Below are 17,224 nucleotides of genomic sequence, written 5' to 3'. Positions count from 1 at the left end.
GTGCGGCGCGACGCGCCGGAACCGATTCGAGGGGCACGCTCGACCCTCCACTGAGGACGAACGGCTCACGGATCACAGGTAGACCTTGCGCTGGTAGATCGCGTGCGCACCGGCCACCCGGTCCAGGAAGAGCAGCCCCGCGCAGTGGTCGATCTCGTGCTGCAACGCCCGCGCCTCGAAGCCGTCGGTCACCAACCGGACCGGCTCGCCGCTGCCCGGCAGATCACCCTCCACCACCAGCCGACTGGCCCGCTTCACATCCCCGGTCAGGTCCGGCACCGACATGCAGCCCTCCCGGCCCGGCTTCCACCGGGTCGCCTCGACCACGCGCGCGTTGCACAGCACGAAGGTGCCGTGCACCGTCACCGCCTTCGGGTGCCCGGTCACATCGACGGCGAAGACCCGAGCGCCCACCCCGACCTGCGGCGCGGCCAGCCCGACGCAGCCCGGCGAGACCTTCATCGTCGCCACCAGGTCGGCCGCCAACCGGATCGTCTCCTCGGCCGTGGGATCAACCTCGTCCGCCGCCCGGCTCAACACCGGATCCGGGGCGGACACCACCGCCCGCACCACACCCGGCACCGCCAGCGAATCCGGTGTCCAGTCACCCAGACCGGCGTATGCCTCGACGTCCGGCCCGCGCTCCTCGCCCGTCACAACAGATCCGGGTCCGCCGGCCGGAGGGTGACCTCCACGCCCAGCTCGGCAGCCGTCCGGTGCAGCCGGCCGACCAGAGTGTCCGCCACGCCGGCCGGCAACTCGACCTCCGCCAAGACCACGTAGAGCTCACCGGTCAACCGGGTACTGAGGTCGGTGACATTCCCGCCGGCATCCACCAGCACCCGCGTCATCGCCGCGACGATCCCCATCCGGTCCGAACCGTGCACCGCCATCACGTACGGCTCACCCGTCGGAGGCACATCCCCGTCCGGGGTGACCGCGCGTACCGTCGCCAGCAGCTGACCCTCGGCGGCCAGCGACGCCAACGCGGTCTCGACCTCGGCGGTGGCCGGACCGGTGCAGATGAGGGTCATCGCGAAATGCCCTCGCAGCCGCGTCATCGTGCTGTCGGTGAGGTTCGCACCCAGCCGGGCCAGCACCTCCGCGACGTCGGCCACGATGCCCGGCCGGTCCCGACCGATGACGGTGATCGCGAGCTCGTTCATCCGGGCATTCTCCCCCGTCCGTCGAACGACGACGTGGCACCCCGCCCGAGCCGCCCACCCAACGGGAACACCGGGCGTGACATCATCGACGACGCCATGACTCAACCCGACTTCGCCACCCTGGTCAGCCGGTGGTTCCAGCAGCACGCCCGGGACCTGCCGTGGCGAGAGCCCGGTGTCACCCCGTGGGCCATCCTGGTCAGCGAGGTCATGCTCCAGCAGACCCCCGTCGTCCGGGTGGTGCCGGCCTGGCAGGCCTGGCTGGCCCGCTGGCCGGAGCCGGCCGCGTTGGCGGCGGACACCCCCGCCGAGGCGATCCGGATGTGGGGACGCCTCGGCTACCCCCGTCGGGCGGTCCGGCTGCGCGAGTGCGCGGTAGCGATCGTCGACCGGCACGGCGGCCAGGTGCCGGACCGGCTGGAGCAACTGCTGGCACTGCCCGGCGTCGGCACCTACACCGCGCGGGCGGTGGCCGCCTTCGCGTACGGGCAGCGGCACCCGGTGGTCGACACCAACGTACGGCGGGTCGTGAGCCGGGCGGTGGCCGGCGAACCGGACGCCGGGCCCGTCACCCGACCAGCCGACCTGGTCGCCACCGAAGAACTCCTCCCGACGGAACCGGCCGCGGCAGCGCTGGCCAGTGCCGCGTTCATGGAACTGGGCGCGGTGATCTGCACAGCCCGGTCACCGCGCTGCACGGCCTGCCCCGTCGAGTCGGTCTGCGCCTGGCGGGCGTCCGGGCAGGAGGCACCGGTGGGGCCGACCCGCCGACCCCAGCGGTACGCGGGCACCGACCGACAGGTACGCGGTCTGCTGCTCGGAGTGCTCCGGGACAGCACCGGGCCGGTCCCGCACCAGCGGCTGGACCAGGTGTGGACCGACGACGTGCAGCGCTCCCGCGCCCTCGCCGGTCTGGTGCAGGACGGGCTGGTCGAGCCCGTCGGCACCGACGCCTTCCGCCTGGTTGGTGACGGCCCGTCCCTCCCATCCGCCGACCTCACCGCCTGACCTCGCACATCCGAAGCGCCGGGCCCAACGGCCACCCGGCCGCGCGTCGGCCACGCCCGCACGCGCCGCCGCCCGTGCGGTGACGTGGAGCGGGGACTGCGGGTGGGGACGTCGAGCGGGGACCGCGGCGGGCGACCGGTGGGACGCGAAAAGGCGGGGCCCCGGTGGCTTGCGCCACCGGGGCCCCGCCCCCTTGCTGGTTGTGTTACTCGTCCACGCCTGCCGCGGCGGTGCCAGCGGCAGTGCCACCGAGATCGGCCGGGACGGCGTCCGGAACCTCGACCGGCTTGTCCGAGCCCCGGAAGACGAGCTTGGACTTGTCGATGTCGTCCGGGTCGCCTTCGCAGTCGACCACCACGATCTGACCCGGGGTCAGCTCGTTGAACAGGATCCGCTCGGAGAGGTTGTCCTCGATGTCGCGCTGGATCGTGCGACGCAGCGGACGGGCACCGAGCACCGGGTCGAAGCCCTTCGCGGCCAGGTACTTCTTGGCGTTGTCGGTCAGCTCCAGACCCATGTCCTTGTTCCGCAGCTGGCCCTCGATCCGCTGGATCATGATGTCCACGATCGAGAGGATCTCGGTCTGGCGCAGCTGGTGGAAGACGATGGTGTCGTCGATCCGGTTGAGGAACTCAGGCCGGAAGTGCTGCTTGAGCTCGTCGTTGACCTTCTGCTTCATCCGGTCGTAGTTGGACTCGGAGTCCTCCGACTGCTGGAAGCCCAGCGACACCGCCTTGGCGACGTCACGGGTGCCCAGGTTGGTGGTCAGGATGATGACCGTGTTCTTGAAGTCCACGATCCGACCCTGACCGTCGGTGAGCCGACCGTCTTCGAGGATCTGCAGGAGCGTGTTGAACACGTCCGGGTGGGCCTTCTCGATCTCGTCGAAGAGGACCACCGAGAACGGCCGACGCCGCACCTTCTCGGTCAGCTGCCCGCCCTCGTCGTAGCCGACGTAGCCGGGAGGGGCACCCACGAGCCGGGAGACCGTGTAACGGTCGTGGAACTCGGACATGTCCAGCTGGATGAGGGCATCCTCGCTGCCGAACAGGAACTCGGCGAGCGCCTTGGACAGCTCGGTCTTACCGACGCCGGACGGGCCGGCGAAGATGAACGAGCCCGACGGGCGCTTCGGGTCCTTCAGGCCGGCCCGGGTACGCCGGATCGCCTTCGAGACCGCCTTGACCGCGTCCTCCTGGCCGATGACGCGCTTGTGCAGCTCGTCCTCCATGCGCAGCAGGCGCGAGGTCTCCTCCTCGGTCAGCTTGTAGACCGGGATGCCGGTCCAGTTGCCGAGCACCTCGGCGATCTGCTCGTCGTCAACCTCGCTGACGACGTCCAGGTCACCGGCCTTCCACTCCTTCTCCCGCTGCGCCTTCTGGCCGAGGAGCTGCTTCTCCTTGTCGCGCAGCTGGGCGGCGCGCTCGAAGTCCTGCGCGTCGATCGCGGACTCCTTGTCGCGACGCACCTGGGCGATGCGCTCGTCGAAGTCACGCAGGTCTGGCGGCGCGGTCATCCGACGGATCCGCATCCGGGCACCGGCCTCGTCGATCAGGTCGATCGCCTTGTCCGGAAGGAAGCGGTCGGAGATGTACCGGTCGGCCAGCGTCGCGGCGGCCACGAGAGCCGCGTCGGTGATGCTCACCCGGTGGTGCGCCTCGTACCGGTCGCGCAGGCCCTTGAGGATCTCGATGGTGTGCGCCAGCGACGGCTCGCCCACCTGGATCGGCTGGAACCGGCGCTCGAGAGCGGCGTCCTTCTCCAGGTGCTTGCGGTACTCGTCCAGCGTGGTGGCGCCGATGGTCTGCAGCTCACCACGGGCCAGCATCGGCTTGAGGATGCTCGCGGCGTCGATCGCGCCCTCGGCGGCACCCGCACCCACCAGGGTGTGGATCTCGTCGATGAACAGGATGATGTCGCCGCGGGTGCGGATCTCCTTGAGGACCTTCTTGAGGCGCTCCTCGAAGTCACCGCGGTAGCGGGAACCGGCGACGAGCGCGCCGAGGTCGAGCGTGTAGAGCTGCTTGTCCTTGAGGGTCTCGGGCACCTCGCCCTTGATGATCTTCTGGGACAGCCCCTCCACCACGGCGGTCTTACCGACGCCGGGCTCACCGATCAGGACCGGGTTGTTCTTGGTACGGCGGGAGAGCACCTGCATGACCCGCTCGATTTCCTTCTCGCGCCCGATAACCGGGTCGAGCTTGCCCTCGCGGGCGGCCTGAGTCAGGTTGCGGCCGAACTGGTCCAGCACCAGGCTGGTCGACGGCGCGGCCTCGCCCGGCGCGGCGCCCGCCGCGGCAGGCTCCTTGCCCTGGTAGCCGGAGAGCAGCTGGATCACCTGCTGGCGGACCCGGTTGAGGTCGGCGCCGAGCTTGACCAGCACCTGGGCGGCAACGCCCTCGCCCTCACGGATCAGCCCGAGCAGGATGTGCTCCGTGCCGATGTAGTTGTGGCCGAGCTGCAGCGCCTCGCGCAGCGACAGCTCCAGCACCTTCTTCGCCCGCGGCGTGAACGGGATGTGCCCGCTCGGCGCCTGCTGGCCCTGGCCGATGATCTCCTCGACCTGCTGGCGGACGCCCTCCAGGGAGATGCCGAGGCTCTCCAGGGCCTTTGCCGCGACGCCTTCACCTTCGTGGATCAGGCCCAGCAGGATGTGTTCCGTACCGATGTAGTTGTGGTTGAGCATCCGGGCCTCTTCTTGGGCCAGGACGACAACCCGTCGCGCTCGGTCGGTGAACCGCTCGAACATGCCCTCGTGCTCCTCACGTGCCGTGCGCCTTGATGGTCAAGATCTTGGCGGGGCCGGTGCACGAACGTCCAGGACGGGCGTCCGTGCCTCCTTACTCTATCGTCGTTGACCGACTCAGCTGAGGTCGTGTGTCTCTGGTCTGGGTCGGTTCCACGTCGTTTTGAACAACCGTCCGCGCTCAGGAGGTGTTCCGGTAGCCCTGTCGCTACGCGCAGAGCGAAATCCGACTGGCGCTACGGAAGCCCGATCCGGGGTCCGGAAGCGCTCCCGGAGGCTCCGGACGGACGAATCGGCGGTCGCGACGAACGCCGCGCCCACCCCTGGGGAGGTTGTCCACAGGCTGTGGATAGCTGTTCCACTGGTTGTGGACAACGTCGGTCGGCCCGGATTGCTTCCCGGCCCCCGAACGGGCCCGACGACGCCCCGAACGGGCCCGACGGGGCCCCGAACGAGCACGGCGACCCCGGCCTTGGCGGCGACCCCGGCCCGCGGCGGAATACGGCGACGCCGGCCCGGAGAACTCCTCCGGCCCGGCGTCGGTGTCGCCTGCGGTGGCGACTAGCCACCAAGCTGCTGACGGATCAGCGCTTCGCGTGGAACTCGTCCACGATCTCCTGCGGGATACGACCCCGGTCCGAGATGTCCTTGCCGGCCTTCTTGGCCCACTCCCGGATCGCCTTGTTCTGTTCCCGATCGGCGGTCGCGCCACCCCGACCGCGGGCTGCCCGCCCACCGATCACGACGCCACCCCGGCCGACCTTGGTGCCGGCACCAACGTACGCGGCAAATGCATCGCGCAATTTCGCGGCGTTGGCGCTCGACAGGTCGATCTCGTACTGAACGCCGTCGAGGGCGAACTTGACGGTCTCGTCCGCGTCCCCGCCGTCCAGGTCATCGACCAGCTTGTGAATGATCTGCTTGGCCACGTCCCACATTCCTTTCGAGCAGGGTGCTCCTGCTAACTAGAGCACAATAACCCCCGCGCCGCTCGTCGCGTCAATAGGACCCCGTTACAGTCCGGGGTGAGCCTGGGCGGGACTACTCCTGGCGGACCAACGGGAAGAGGATCGTTTCCCGAATTCCGAGGCCGGTCAGGGCCATCAAGAGCCGGTCGATTCCCATTCCCATGCCGCCGGCCGGCGGCATTCCATACTCCATCGCCCGAAGAAAGTCCTCGTCGAGACGCATCGCCTCGTCGTCGCCCCGGGCGGCCAGCTGCGCCTGGGCCACCAGCCGCTCCCGCTGCACGATCGGGTCGACCAGCTCGGAGTATCCGGTGCCCAGCTCGAAGCCGAGCACGTAGAGGTCCCACTTCTCGGCCAGCCCCGGCTCGCTGCGGTGGCCCCGGGTGAGCGGGCTCGTCTCCTCCGGGTAGTCCCGCACGAAGGTGGGTGCCTCCAGGCCGGGAACGACCAGTTCCTCGAACAACTCCTCGGCCAGCTTGCCCGGGCCCCACTTCGGGTCCACCGCCAATCCGACCTTGTCCGCGTACTCCACCAGGCGGGAGCGTTCGGTGCGGACGGTGACCTCCTCGCCCAGCGCTTCGGAAAGCACGCCGAACAACGTCACGGACCGCCACTCGCCGCCCAGGTCGAACTCGCGCCCGGCGGCGTGGGTCACCACCGTCGAGCCGCTCACCGCGATCGCCGCCTGTTGCACGAGATTGCGGGTCAACTCGCCGATCGTGTTGTAGTCGCCGTACGCCTGGTACGTCTCCAGCATCGCGAACTCCGGCGAGTGCGAAGAGTCGACACCCTCATTACGGAAGTTGCGGTTGATCTCGAAGACGCGGTCGACGCCGCCTACCACAGCGCGCTTGAGAAACAGTTCGGGAGCGATTCGCAGATACAGATCGGTGTTCAACGCATTGCTGTGGGTCACGAACGGTCGGGCCGTCGCGCCGCCGTGAAGCAGTTGCAACATCGGCGTTTCCACCTCGATGAAGCCCTGCCCGTGCAGTGAATCGCGCAGACTGCGTACCGCGGCGGCCCGGGTGCGCACCATCTCCCGTGCCTGCGGCCGGACAATCAGATCGACGTAACGCTGCCGGACGCGCGCCTCCTCGGAGAGGGGCTTGTGGGCAACCGGCAACGGTCGCAGCGCCTTGGCGGTCATTTCCCATTGCTGGGCCAACACCGACAGCTCACCCCGACGGCTGGTGATCACCTCGCCGGTCACCCCGACGTGGTCGCCGAGGTCGACGAGGCGCTTCCACGCCTCCAGCCGCTCCGGCCCGACCCGGTCCAGGGAGAGCATCGCCTGCAACTCGGTGCCATCGCCGTCCCGCAGGGTCGCGAAGCAGAGCTTGCCAGTGTTGCGTACGAAGATCACCCGGCCGGTGACCGCGACCTGGTCGCCGGTCGCGGTGTCGGTCGGCAGGTCGGCGTAGCCCGCCCGGATCTCCGCCAGGGTGCTGGTGCGGGGGAAGCCGACCGGGTAGGGCTCGACGCCCTCGGCGAGCATCCGGTCCCGCTTCTCCCGGCGGACCTTCATCTGCTCGGGAAGGTCATCGGCGGGGTCCACTGGTACGGGGTTCTGCTCGCTCACGGCACGCTTCCTCGTCACGGAGATACAGGGGTCAGGCCCGAGCGTACTCAAACGGTCCGGAGGCTGTTACGGGATAACCTGCCCGTCATGGTCGATCACACTCACGCCCTGTCGTTCGGCGCCGCCGCAAGTGACTACGACCGGTTTCGACCTCGTTATCCCGAGGCTGCCGTCCGGTGGGCACTCGACGGGCTGAGCCGCGCCCGGGTGGTCGACCTCGCGGCGGGCACCGGCATCCTGACCCGCGCTGCGCTGACCCTGGGCCACCATGTCGTACCGGTGGAGCCCGATCCGGGGATGCGGGCCCAACTCGCCGCCGGCACCGCGGGCGCGACGGCGCTGGCGGGCAGCGCCGAGGCCATGCCACTGCCCGACTCGACGGCGGACGCGGTTCTGGTCGGGACGGCGTACCACTGGTTCGACCGGGAGCCCGCGCACGCCGAGATCGCCCGGGTGCTTCGTCCCGGCGGCACCTTCGCCCCCATCTGGAACATCCGGGACGACAGCGTCGACTGGGTGGCCGAACTGGGTCGCATCGCCCACTTCGGGGACAAGTCGGCCCGCCTGGTCGCCGGCGAGTACCCCGACTTCGGCCCCGCCTTCGACGCCGTCGAGCAGCGCGAGTTCACGCACCGCACCACGCTCACGCCGGCTGAGCTGCTCGGCATGGTCCGCACCCGCTCGTACTGGCTCACCGCCGCCACCGGGGATCAGCGGCAGGTCGAGCGGGAACTGAGCGAACTCCTGGACACCCACCCCGCGCTGGTCGGCCGGGACACCATCGATCTGCCGTACCGCACGCTGGTGTTACGCGCCCGGCGGCGGTGAGCCAACCCCACACCGGCGGGTCACCGGTTGCGCTCGTAGACCATCCGCAGGCCGATCAGCGTGATCATCGGCTCGTGGTGGGTGATGCTGCGACATTCGTTCATCACCAGGGAGGCGAGGCCGCCGGTGGCGATCACCGCCCGCACCTCGCCCAGCTCCTCGGTCATCCGCTCGACGATCCGGTCCACCTGCCCGGCGAAACCGAAGTACAGGCCGGCCTGGAGGCACTCCACGGTGTTCTTGCCGATCACCGAGCGGGGCTTGGTGGCCTCGACCTTGCGCAGCTGCGCGGCCCGGGCGGCCAGCGCGTCGAAGGAGATCTCGATGCCCGGGGCGAACGCGCCGCCCAGGAACTCACCGCGCTCGCTGATCACATCGAAGTTGGTGGTGGTGCCGAAGTCCACCACGATCGACGGGCCGCCATAGAGGGTGTACGCCGCCAGAGTGTTCACCACCCGGTCGGCGCCCACCTCCTTCGGGTTGTCGATCGCCAACTGCACACCGGTCCGCACCCCCGGCTCGACCACGACGCTCGGCAGGTCGGCGTAGTAGCGGCCGAGCATGGTCCGCAGCGAACGCAACGCGGCCGGCACGGTGGAGCAGGCGGCCACGCCGGTGATCTCGACGTTGTCCGCGGCGAGCAGACCCCGGAACATCAAGCCCAGCTCGTCCGCCGTCGAGCGGGCATCGGTCTTGATCCGCCAGGAGTGCACCAGCTTGTCGCCGTCGAAGGTCGCCAGCACGGTGTTGGTGTTTCCGATGTCGATGCAGAGCAGCACGCACGCAGCCTAGACAACTAGTCGGTGCGCAGGTCCAGCGCGATGTCCAGGATCGGCGACGAGTGCGTCAACGCGCCCACCGAGAGGAAGTCCACGCCGGTGGCCGCGTACCGGCCGGCCACCTCCAGGGTCAGCCCGCCGGTCGCCTCCAGCTCCGCCCGGTCACCCACCGCGGCCACCGCCTCGGCCAGCACCTCCGGCGTCATGTTGTCGCAGAGCAGGAAGTTCGCCCCGGCCTCCACCGCCTCCACCGCCTCGTCGACAGTCGTCACCTCGACCTGCACCGGCACCTCCGGGAACACCTCCCGGACCCGCCGGTAGGCCGCCGTGATGCCTCCGGCCGCCAACTTGTGGTTGTCCTTGATCATGGCCACGTCGTAGAGGCCCATCCGCTTGTTGGTGCCACCGCCCGCCCGCACCGCGTACTTCTCCAGCGCCCGCAGGCCCGGCGTCGTCTTGCGGGTGTCCAGCACCATCGCCTTCGTGCCGGCCAACGCGTCCGCCCAGGCGCGGGTGTGGGTGGCCACCCCGGACATCCGGCAGAGCAGGTTGAGCGCCGTCCGCTCGGCAGTCAGCAGCAGCCGGGTCGGGCCGGTCACCGTCGCCAGCACATCGCCGCGGGCCACCCGCTCACCGTCTCGGGCCAGCACCGACACCTCGACGGTACGACCGAAGCCCGTCACCTCACCCACCAGCTCGAACACGGCGGCGGCCACCGCCAGCCCGGCCAACACCCCGTCCGCGCGGGCCACCAGGTCGGCGATGTCGGTCTGCTCCGACGGAATGGTCGCCACGCTGGTGACGTCCAGGAAATCCGGGCCCAGATCCTCGACCAGCGCGCCCTCGATCACCTGCCGCACCTGCGCCGGATCCAACCCAGCCGCCCGCAACGCCGCCTCGGTCGACCCGGTCAACGCCGCCTTCGTCGACGACTGCGGGGCTCGCAAAACCGACTCACTCCTCGCGCTCACCGTGCCGTCTCCGTTCGCGACTGCGCTCACCGTGCACTCCCCTCCCACTGTTGCGTCACCCGGCCGTGCGCCCCGACCGCCCCGACCAGGTGGCCCAGCCACCGTTCGTCGGCCGTCGGAAAGTCCTCCCGCCAGTGGCAGCCCCGGGTCTCACCACGGGCGTACGCGGCGGCAACCAGCGTCGACGCCACGGTGAGCAGGTTCGTGGCCTCCCAGTCGGCGGTTCGCGGGCGGCCCCGGGCAACGCCCAGCTCGGCCAACGTCCCGGCCGTCTCGGTCAGCGTCGCCGCGGATCGGAGCACCCCGGCCCCCCGGGTCATCGCCCGTTGCAGGGTCGGCGTCACCTCCGCGGGCAGCACCCAGCCCGCACCCCCACGCCAGGCGCCGACGTCCGCCGGCTGGGCCTGCTCGGGCAGGCCGGCCGCGATGTCCTCGGCGATCCGCCGGGAGAAGACCAGCCCTTCCAGCAGCGAGTTGCTGGCCAGCCGGTTCGCGCCGTGCACGCCCGTGCAGGCCACCTCGCCGCAGGCGTACAGGCCGGGGATGGAGGTACGGCCGCGCAGATCGGTCCGGACCCCGCCGGAGGCGTAGTGGGCGGCCGGCGCCACCGGGATCAGGTCGGTCGCCGGGTCCACGCCGATCGCCAGGCAGGACGCCACGATGGTGGGGAACCGACCGGCCAGGAAGTCGCCGCCCAGGTGCCGCGCGTCGAGGAAGACGTGGTCCGCGCCGCTGGCCAGCAGCACCCGGTGAATGCCCTTGGCCACCACGTCGCGGGGAGCCAGCTCGGCCAACTCGTGCTGGCCCACCATGAACCTCTTGCCGTCCCCGTCCACCAGGTACGCGCCCTCGCCGCGCAGCGCCTCGGAGACCAGCGGCTGCTGCGCGTGCCCAGCCCCGGGAACCCCCTCGCCGGCCGGAGTGATCAAGGCGGTCGGGTGGAACTGGACGAACTCCACGTCGGTCACCGCCGCGCCGGCCCGCAGCGCCAGCGCCACCCCGTCCCCGGTGGAGACCGCCGGGTTGGTGGTGGCCGAGAAGATCTGCCCCATCCCGCCGGTGGCGAGTACCACCGCACGGGCCAGCAGCGCGCCGACGCCGTCCTCGCTGCCCTCACCCAACACGTGCAGGGTGATCCCGCAGGCCGGGCCGAGGCCGTCCGGGCCGTCGCCGGGCGCGCGCAGCAGGTCCAACACGAGGGCGTGCTCGACCAGCCGGATCCACGGGTCGCGCTGCACCGCGGCGTGCAGGGCCCGCTGCACCTCCGCGCCGGTGGCGTCCCCGCCGGCGTGCACGATCCGGTCCGCCCGGTGCCCGCCCTCGCGGGTCAGCATCAGCGAACCGTCCGGGTGACGATCGAACTCGGCGCCGACCCGGATCAGCTCACGGAGCCGGGTCGGGCCCTCCTCGACCAGCACCCGGACCGCCGCCGGGTCGCACAACCCGACCCCGGCGACCTCGGTGTCCCGGGCATGCGCTGCCGGGGTGTCGGCCGGGTCGAGCACGGCGGCGATGCCGCCCTGCGCCCACCGGGTCGAGCCGTCGTCAATGTTGACCTTGGTGACCACTGTGACGTGCAGACCCGCCTCACGCAGGTGCAGCGCCGCGGTCAACCCGGCCACGCCGGAACCCACCACGATCACGTCGGTGGTCTCCACCCAACCGGGCGCGGGCGCGGCCAGCAGCGCGGGCAGGGCAGGCAGGTCGACGGTCGGGAGGTCCATCCCCCCAGTCAACCCGAACCATCCTCGCCGGGGGCGGCGGGGGCGGGACGAGTGTTTTGGGCGACGCCGTCCGGCGCACGCCGCGCCGCGCCGACCGGCAGGCCATGGTCACTTCGTCCGCACCGGCAGACCCGCCGGGCCCGCGCCCTTCAGCGAGGCGGTCACCGTACGGTCGCTGAGCCACAGATAGCAGCGGACGCCCCGATCACCGACCTTCCAACGCCCCGCCCCCGGCGGCCGGACCACCACACCGCTGCGGAAGCGCAACTCGGAGTTGTCCGGTACGCCCGCGTACCGGGCGAGGACGCCGCGACAACCCGTGTAGAGCGGCAACCAGTCCGCGTCCCGGGTCGGGTACGGCAGGTCCGGTGCCCGCCACACCCCGACGAACTCCGCGTCGTGCTGTTTGCCGCACTCCACCGGGACCAGCGTCTGCACCCCCCGGCCGGCGCCACCGCGGGCCTGCTGGCAACCGAGGCGCAGCCCGGTGGGCCCCTTCAACACGTCCCGCAGACTGCCCGACCGGACCACCACTGTGGCCGCCGCCTCGACAGTGGTCAGCTCGGTGACGTCACAGCGGAACCACCGGGAACCCGCCGCCCAGCCCGGCCCGTTGGGCAGCGCCACCGAGAGTCGCAGCCGGCCGGACCGCCAGTCGTCGCCCAGGTAGCCGGTCGCCCGGGTGTCGCACTCGGCGAACGCCCCGCGCAGCTCCGCCGAACCACCAGCCGGAGCGGCCGTCCGCTCGACCGGAAACGCCCCCACATGCACCGTCTCCAACCGGTGCGGGCCGGCACAGTCCACCGGCTGGTAGCTGGCCAGACTGACCAGATCGGTGAAGTCGGCGGCGTGACACACCCCGGCGGCCGGGGTGAACGCCGACGGTGCCGGCAGCGCCGCCCAGTCGTCGGTCAGATCACCGTCCAGGCCACCGGACCCGGCACAGCCCACCAGCAACGCCGCCGTGGCAACAGCGGCGAACAGGGTCGTCATGGCACGGCGCATCGCGGCCTCCCCCAGCCACCGACCGGCTTCCGCCAGCGCGCTCAGGGTAACCGGAAATGACCTTCTGGTGACAGACCGGAATCGTGGTACGCCAGATCAGACTCCGGACACGGCCAACGGGCTGGGCACCGGGTTCCCGGCCGTGCCGGGTGCCGCCGCCCCCGGATCGGCACCCAACTCGATCACCCGGTTGTCGGCGTCGACGTGCACCACCCGTGGCCGGTAGGCCCGGGCCTCGGCGTCGTCCATCTGCCCGTACGAGATCAGGATGACCAGGTCACCGGGGTGCACCAGGTGCGCGGCGGCACCGTTGATGCCGATCACGCCGCTGCCCCGCTCGCCCGGGATCACGTACGTCTCCAGTCGGGCGCCATTGGTGATGTCCACGATCGCCACCTGCTCGCCGGGGAGCAGGTCGGCGGCGTCGAGCAGGTCCTCGTCCACCGTCACCGAACCGACGTAGTGCAGGTCGGCCTGGGTCACCGTGGCTCGGTGGATCTTCGACTTGAGCATGGTCCGCAACATCGGGGTGGCCTTTCGCGGGATTGGTGGAGGGTGGTGCGGCCGGGTCAGGGGCGCGGGGCGAGGTGGACCGCCGCGTTGTCGATCAACCGGGTGGCGCCCACCCAGGCGGCGATCACCAGCCGGGCCGGCCCGGACACCGGTCCCGGTTCCAACTCGGGGTCGGTGAGCACCAGGTAGTCGAGGCGGGCACCGGGCGTACCGGCGCCGAACGCGGCGTGCGCGGCGGTCAGCACCGCCCCCGCGTCCAGACCGTCGTCGGCGGCCCGCGCACCGGCCCGCAGCGCGGCGGACAAGCTCAGCGCGGCGGCCCGCTCCGACTCGCTCAGGTAACGGTTGCGGCTGGACAGCGCCAGACCGTCCGGCTCCCGGACGGTCGGCACGCCAACCACCTCGACCGGCACGTCCAGGTCGCGGGCCATCCGCCGGACCAGGGTGAGCTGCTGGTAGTCCTTCTCGCCGAAGAACGCCAGGTCCGGCCGGGTGAGCTGAAGCAGCTTCAGCACCACGGTGAGCACGCCGTGGAAAAAGCCGGGGCGGCTCGCCCCCTCCAGCTCAGCGCCGAGCGGACCCGGATCGAGGCGGACCCGGGGCTGCCCGTCCGGGTACATGTCCGCCACCGACGGGGCGAAGACCAGATCGGCGCCCGCCCGCCGGCACACCTCCAGGTCGGCGTCGAGGGTGCGCGGGTAGCGGTCGAAGTCCTCGTTCGGCCCGAACTGCAGCGGGTTCACGAAGATCGTCACCAGCACGTGATCGGCCTGCTCCCGGGCCGCGCGCAGCAGCGTCTCGTGCCCGGAGTGCAGCGCGCCCATGGTCATCACCACCCCGACCGTGCCTTTCAGCCCGGCCCGCGCCTCAGCCAACTCGGCCCGCGTGTGCACCAACCGGGTCATGCGGCCACCTCCCGACTGCTGTCGGCCAGCACTCCGAGCAGGGACTGCGCGTCCATCGGCCGCAGCCGGCCGGCGGCGATCGCCCGATCGGCGGTACGACGGGCCAACGCCAGGTACGCGGGGACGGACTCCGGTGCGGTGGCCGCCAACCGGTCCAGATGCCGCCGCACGGTGCCCGCGTCGCCACGGGAGACCGGGCCGGTCAACGCGTCGTCGCCGAGTCGCAGCGCGTTCTCCAGGGCGGCCCGCAGCAGCGGGGCGAGCACCTTCTCCGGCCGGGACACCCCGGCGTCACGCAACCGGTCGCTCGCCTCGTTGACCAGGGTCACCAGGTGGTTCGCGCCATGGGCCAGCGCGGCGTGGTAGAGCGGACGATCCGACTCGGCCACCCACTCGGGCACGCCGCCGAGGTCGGCGACCAGGCGGGCAGACAGCGGGCGCAACTCCGCCGGGGCGGTCACCCCGTACGAGATGCCGTCGAGGCGGGCCAGGTCGTCCGGCGTACCGGTGAAGGTCATCGCGGGGTGCAGCGCGAGCGGCCGGGCGCCGGCCGCGACGGCCGGCTCCAGCACGGCCAGGCCGTGCGCTCCCGAGGTGTGCGCGACGATCTGGCCCGGACGCAGCGCGCCCCGCTGCGCGAGGTCGGCCACCACGGCGGTCAGCCTGTCATCCGGCACCGCGATCAGCAGCAGGTCAGCGGCGGCGTGGGCCACGGCGGCGACCGGGCGGCGGGGCACCTCGGGCAACAGCAGGGCGAGGCGGGCGCGGCTGGCTCCGGAGCTGCCGGACACGGCGACCACCCGGTGCCCGGCGGCGGCGAGCGCGGCACCCAGCACGGCGCCGACCCGACCGGCGCCGACGACACCGACGGTGAGCAGACGGGAGGTGGCGCGGGTGCCGGGAACGGCGCGATCCCACGATGCGGCGGGCCCGGATGGGGCGGCCGGACGCGGGCGCAACGGTGCGCTCATGTCGACGATCCAGTCCTCGAGAAGGGGTACCGGTCGCTCGCAAGTATGCGCCCGGCCCGCCGAACCGGGACAAGCATGTGTGAAAACCTTCACCACCGACGAGACGGCTCGTCAGGGCGTTTCGGTCGGGGCCGACGTGATGGCGCGTAGCTCGGCGGCCACCTCGGCGATCAGGTCGCTGAGCGGGGCGTCGCTGTCGGGCGCGACCCAGCGGGCGTACGCGACCCGGAAGACCGTGGCACCCGACTCGGTGGCCAGGGTGGCCGTGGTCTCGTCGAGGCCCCTGGCGCGCAGGGCGGCGGTGACGGCGGCCACCAGTGAGCCCGTCTTGCGCAGTTCACGCTCCTGTAGCTCCGGGCTGCTCTCGATGATGGTCTGCCGCGCTCGGACCAGCTCGAGGCGGTCCGCGAAGATCTCCTCCGCCACCCGGCGGAAGGCGGCGACGACCGCCTCGAAGGGGCCTGCGTCGGTCTCGGTCACCACCCGGACCAGGAGCTCCTCCAGGTACCCGTTGCCACTGAAGAGCGCCTCGCGCTTGTCGCCGAAGAGCCGGTAGAAGGTGCGTTTGTCGAGGCCGGCACGGGCGGCGATGTCCGCGACCGTGGTCTGTTCGAAGCCGCGCTCGCGAAACAACTCGAAGGCGGCCGCCTCCAGGCGGCCGCGTGCGTCCGGTTGCCAGCGAGCCATGGGGCGATGGTATCCGACGTCACACTGCGACATTAATTCGTCCCGCATGTCGCGGTGTGACATCACGCGGGCTACGGTTATGTCGCAAGGTGACATCGGCACTTCACGAAGGAACCACAATGCGCGTATTCGTCACTGGCGCCTCCGGCCACCTCGGCTCCGCGGTCGTCCCGGAACTGCTCTCCGCCGGGCACCAGGTCGTCGGCCTCGCCCGCTCCGCCACGTCCGCCGCCGCCATCGAGAAGCTCGGCGCTCAGGCACACCGCGGCGACCTGTCCGACCTCGACGTGCTCCGGGACGAGGCGGCCGCCGCCGACGGAGTCATCCACCTGGCGTTCCGCCACGACCTCATGATCAACGGCGACCTGGCCGGCGCCGCCAAGGCTGACCTGGACGCCCTCACGGCACTCGCCGACGGCCTGGCCGGCTCCGGCAAGCCCCTGGTCGGCACCGGCGGAACGGCCATGCTCGTGATGGGCGGCATCGTCGGCCGCCCCGGCACCGAACGCGACACCTTCCCGTCCGGCGGCTACCGGATCGACGCGGAGAACTTCGTGGCCGGCCTCGCCTCCCGCGGCGTGCGCTCCTCCGTCGTCCGGCTCGCGCCCACGGTGCACAGTTCACTCGACCACTTCGGCTTCATCACCGCCATCATCGCCTCGGCCCGCCGCAAGGGGTACGCCGCCTATGTCGGCGACGGCAGCAACCGGTGGCCGGCCGTACACACGCTCGACGCGGCAGTGCTCTACCGACTCGCCCTCGAAAAGGCCCCAGCCGGTACGCGCCTGCACGGAGCCGCCGACGAGGGCGTCCCCTTCCAGCAGATCGCGACAGCCATCGGCGACAACCTCGGCATCCCGGCCCGAAGCATCAGCCCCGCCGAGGCCAACGACCACTTCGGCTTCCTCGGGTCGTTCGCACAGATGGACAACCCCACGTCGTCGGCCCTCACCCGCGAACTGCTGGGCTGGACCCCGACCCACCCCGGCCTGATCGCGGACCTGCACGAAGGGCACTACTTCCGGGCGGCATGAACGGCACGACCGCGCGGGCGGGGATCACGAGTCGGCTCACAACCGGTGACCGTAGGGTCGGCACGGTGACGCACCCTGAACCGGAAGTGAACTGATGCCGATCCGCTGGCGGGACGCCATGAACCAGGCCCTCTACGGGCCGGACGGCTTCTTCGTGGCCTGCACCGGGCCGGCCGACCACTTCCGGACCAGCGTGCACGCCTCCCCGGCGTTCGCCGGTGCGCTGCTGCGCCTCGTCGCCCAGGTCGACGCGGCCCTCGGCCACCCTCCCCGCCTCGATGTCGTCGACGTCGGGGCTGGGCGGGGGGAGCTGCTGCGGGCTCTCGTCGGGCTCGCG

16 protein-coding genes and 1 pseudogene are annotated in these 17,224 nt (G+C 71.3%); 4 read left to right on the top strand and 13 right to left on the bottom strand.

Annotated features, from left to right (window positions below):
• Positions 1-72: 72 nt before the first annotated feature.
• The gene (locus tag DLJ59_RS08790) at positions 73-657 is read right to left on the bottom strand and encodes a peptide deformylase (protein WP_124772008.1); all 585 of its coding nucleotides are present in this window, start codon (positions 655-657) and stop codon (positions 73-75) included.
• Complete coding sequence (locus DLJ59_RS08785) at positions 654-1,166, bottom strand: glycine cleavage system transcriptional repressor (protein ID WP_124772007.1); 513 nt, start codon at positions 1,164-1,166, stop codon at positions 654-656. The genes DLJ59_RS08790 and DLJ59_RS08785 overlap by 4 nt, the downstream gene beginning before the upstream one ends.
• 96 nt (positions 1,167-1,262) lie before the next feature.
• Between DLJ59_RS08785 and DLJ59_RS08780 the strand changes: the two genes are divergently transcribed.
• A complete protein-coding gene (locus DLJ59_RS08780) occupies positions 1,263-2,174 on the top strand; it encodes an HhH-GPD family protein (RefSeq protein ID WP_124772006.1) in 912 nt (303 codons plus the stop codon).
• A gap of 205 nt (positions 2,175-2,379) precedes the next feature.
• Here DLJ59_RS08780 and DLJ59_RS08775 read toward each other — a convergent pair whose 3' ends face one another.
• The 3 genes from DLJ59_RS08775 to lysS all read right to left on the bottom strand — a co-directional run bounded on the left by DLJ59_RS08775 (position 2,380) and on the right by lysS (position 7,470).
• Positions 2,380-4,923 (bottom strand): ATP-dependent Clp protease ATP-binding subunit, encoded by a 2,544-nt coding sequence (locus DLJ59_RS08775; protein ID WP_030327930.1) that lies wholly within the window; start codon positions 4,921-4,923, stop codon positions 2,380-2,382.
• A 581-nt stretch (positions 4,924-5,504) separates the two neighbouring features.
• Entirely contained in the window at positions 5,505-5,849 is a 345-nt protein-coding gene (locus tag DLJ59_RS08770) for a histone-like nucleoid-structuring protein Lsr2 (protein ID WP_081883668.1), read from the bottom strand.
• A 112-nt stretch (positions 5,850-5,961) separates the two neighbouring features.
• Complete coding sequence (gene lysS / locus DLJ59_RS08765; RefSeq protein ID WP_124772005.1) at positions 5,962-7,470, bottom strand: lysine--tRNA ligase; 1,509 nt, start codon at positions 7,468-7,470, stop codon at positions 5,962-5,964.
• A gap of 87 nt (positions 7,471-7,557) precedes the next feature.
• Between lysS and DLJ59_RS08760 the strand changes: the two genes are divergently transcribed.
• Positions 7,558-8,298: a class I SAM-dependent methyltransferase gene (locus DLJ59_RS08760; protein WP_124772004.1), complete on the top strand. Its 741-nt coding sequence runs from the start codon at positions 7,558-7,560 to the stop codon at positions 8,296-8,298.
• A gap of 20 nt (positions 8,299-8,318) precedes the next feature.
• On the opposite strand, the gene DLJ59_RS08755 is transcribed toward DLJ59_RS08760, so the two are convergent.
• From DLJ59_RS08755 to DLJ59_RS08720, 8 genes are all read right to left on the bottom strand, one after another.
• Positions 8,319-9,077: a type III pantothenate kinase gene (locus tag DLJ59_RS08755; RefSeq protein WP_124772003.1), complete on the bottom strand. Its 759-nt coding sequence runs from the start codon at positions 9,075-9,077 to the stop codon at positions 8,319-8,321.
• Between the two features lie 17 nt (positions 9,078-9,094).
• Positions 9,095-9,991, bottom strand: coding sequence for a carboxylating nicotinate-nucleotide diphosphorylase (nadC, locus tag DLJ59_RS08750; RefSeq protein ID WP_124772054.1), 897 nt, complete (start codon positions 9,989-9,991; stop codon positions 9,095-9,097).
• Between the two features lie 83 nt (positions 9,992-10,074).
• Entirely contained in the window at positions 10,075-11,772 is a 1,698-nt protein-coding gene (locus tag DLJ59_RS08745; protein ID WP_124772002.1) for an L-aspartate oxidase, read from the bottom strand.
• Positions 11,773-11,880: 108 nt separating this feature from the next.
• Positions 11,881-12,777 (bottom strand): septum formation family protein, encoded by an 897-nt coding sequence (locus tag DLJ59_RS08740; RefSeq protein WP_124772001.1) that lies wholly within the window; start codon positions 12,775-12,777, stop codon positions 11,881-11,883.
• Between the two features lie 96 nt (positions 12,778-12,873).
• The gene (panD, locus tag DLJ59_RS08735; RefSeq protein ID WP_124772000.1) at positions 12,874-13,302 is read right to left on the bottom strand and encodes an aspartate 1-decarboxylase; all 429 of its coding nucleotides are present in this window, start codon (positions 13,300-13,302) and stop codon (positions 12,874-12,876) included.
• Positions 13,303-13,346: 44 nt separating this feature from the next.
• On the bottom strand, positions 13,347-14,195 hold the full coding sequence (gene panC / locus DLJ59_RS08730; protein ID WP_124771999.1) for a pantoate--beta-alanine ligase: 849 nt from the start codon (positions 14,193-14,195) through the stop codon (positions 13,347-13,349).
• Positions 14,192-15,166, bottom strand: coding sequence for a Rossmann-like and DUF2520 domain-containing protein (locus tag DLJ59_RS08725; RefSeq protein WP_124771998.1), 975 nt, complete (start codon positions 15,164-15,166; stop codon positions 14,192-14,194). Before DLJ59_RS08725 ends, panC begins: the two co-directional genes overlap by 4 nt.
• A 111-nt stretch (positions 15,167-15,277) precedes the next feature.
• Positions 15,278-15,853, bottom strand: coding sequence for a TetR family transcriptional regulator (locus DLJ59_RS08720; RefSeq protein ID WP_124771997.1), 576 nt, complete (start codon positions 15,851-15,853; stop codon positions 15,278-15,280).
• Between the two features lie 119 nt (positions 15,854-15,972).
• Here DLJ59_RS08720 and DLJ59_RS08715 point away from each other — a divergent pair, with 119 nt between their 5' ends.
• On the top strand, positions 15,973-16,887 hold the full coding sequence (locus DLJ59_RS08715; RefSeq protein WP_124771996.1) for an SDR family oxidoreductase: 915 nt from the start codon (positions 15,973-15,975) through the stop codon (positions 16,885-16,887).
• 94 nt (positions 16,888-16,981) lie between these two features.
• Positions 16,982-17,224: pseudogene (locus DLJ59_RS08710) on the top strand (SAM-dependent methyltransferase); the annotation flags it as partial.

It is taken from the genome of Micromonospora inaquosa (assembly GCF_003857055.1).
Lineage (GTDB): Bacteria > Actinomycetota > Actinomycetes > Mycobacteriales > Micromonosporaceae > Micromonospora > Micromonospora inaquosa.
The sequence above is the reverse complement of the archived record's forward strand: the minus strand, read 5'-3'. Positions and strand labels throughout refer to the sequence as shown.

Coding starts and splice junctions, on each gene's coding strand:
- panD (WP_124772000.1), bottom strand. CDS start 13,302: ATGTTGCGGACCATGCTCAAGTCGAAGATCCACCGAGCCACGGTGACC.
- DLJ59_RS08720 (WP_124771997.1), bottom strand. CDS start 15,853: ATGGCTCGCTGGCAACCGGACGCACGCGGCCGCCTGGAGGCGGCCGCC.
- DLJ59_RS08740 (WP_124772001.1), bottom strand. CDS start 12,777: ATGCGCCGTGCCATGACGACCCTGTTCGCCGCTGTTGCCACGGCGGCG.
- DLJ59_RS08775 (WP_030327930.1), bottom strand. CDS start 4,923: ATGTTCGAGCGGTTCACCGACCGAGCGCGACGGGTTGTCGTCCTGGCC.
- DLJ59_RS08760 (WP_124772004.1), top strand. CDS start 7,558: ATGGTCGATCACACTCACGCCCTGTCGTTCGGCGCCGCCGCAAGTGAC.
- DLJ59_RS08745 (WP_124772002.1), bottom strand. CDS start 11,772: ATGGACCTCCCGACCGTCGACCTGCCTGCCCTGCCCGCGCTGCTGGCC.
- panC (WP_124771999.1), bottom strand. CDS start 14,195: ATGACCCGGTTGGTGCACACGCGGGCCGAGTTGGCTGAGGCGCGGGCC.
- DLJ59_RS08725 (WP_124771998.1), bottom strand. CDS start 15,166: ATGAGCGCACCGTTGCGCCCGCGTCCGGCCGCCCCATCCGGGCCCGCC.
- DLJ59_RS08715 (WP_124771996.1), top strand. CDS start 15,973: ATGCGCGTATTCGTCACTGGCGCCTCCGGCCACCTCGGCTCCGCGGTC.
- DLJ59_RS08785 (WP_124772007.1), bottom strand. CDS start 1,166: ATGAACGAGCTCGCGATCACCGTCATCGGTCGGGACCGGCCGGGCATC.
- DLJ59_RS08780 (WP_124772006.1), top strand. CDS start 1,263: ATGACTCAACCCGACTTCGCCACCCTGGTCAGCCGGTGGTTCCAGCAG.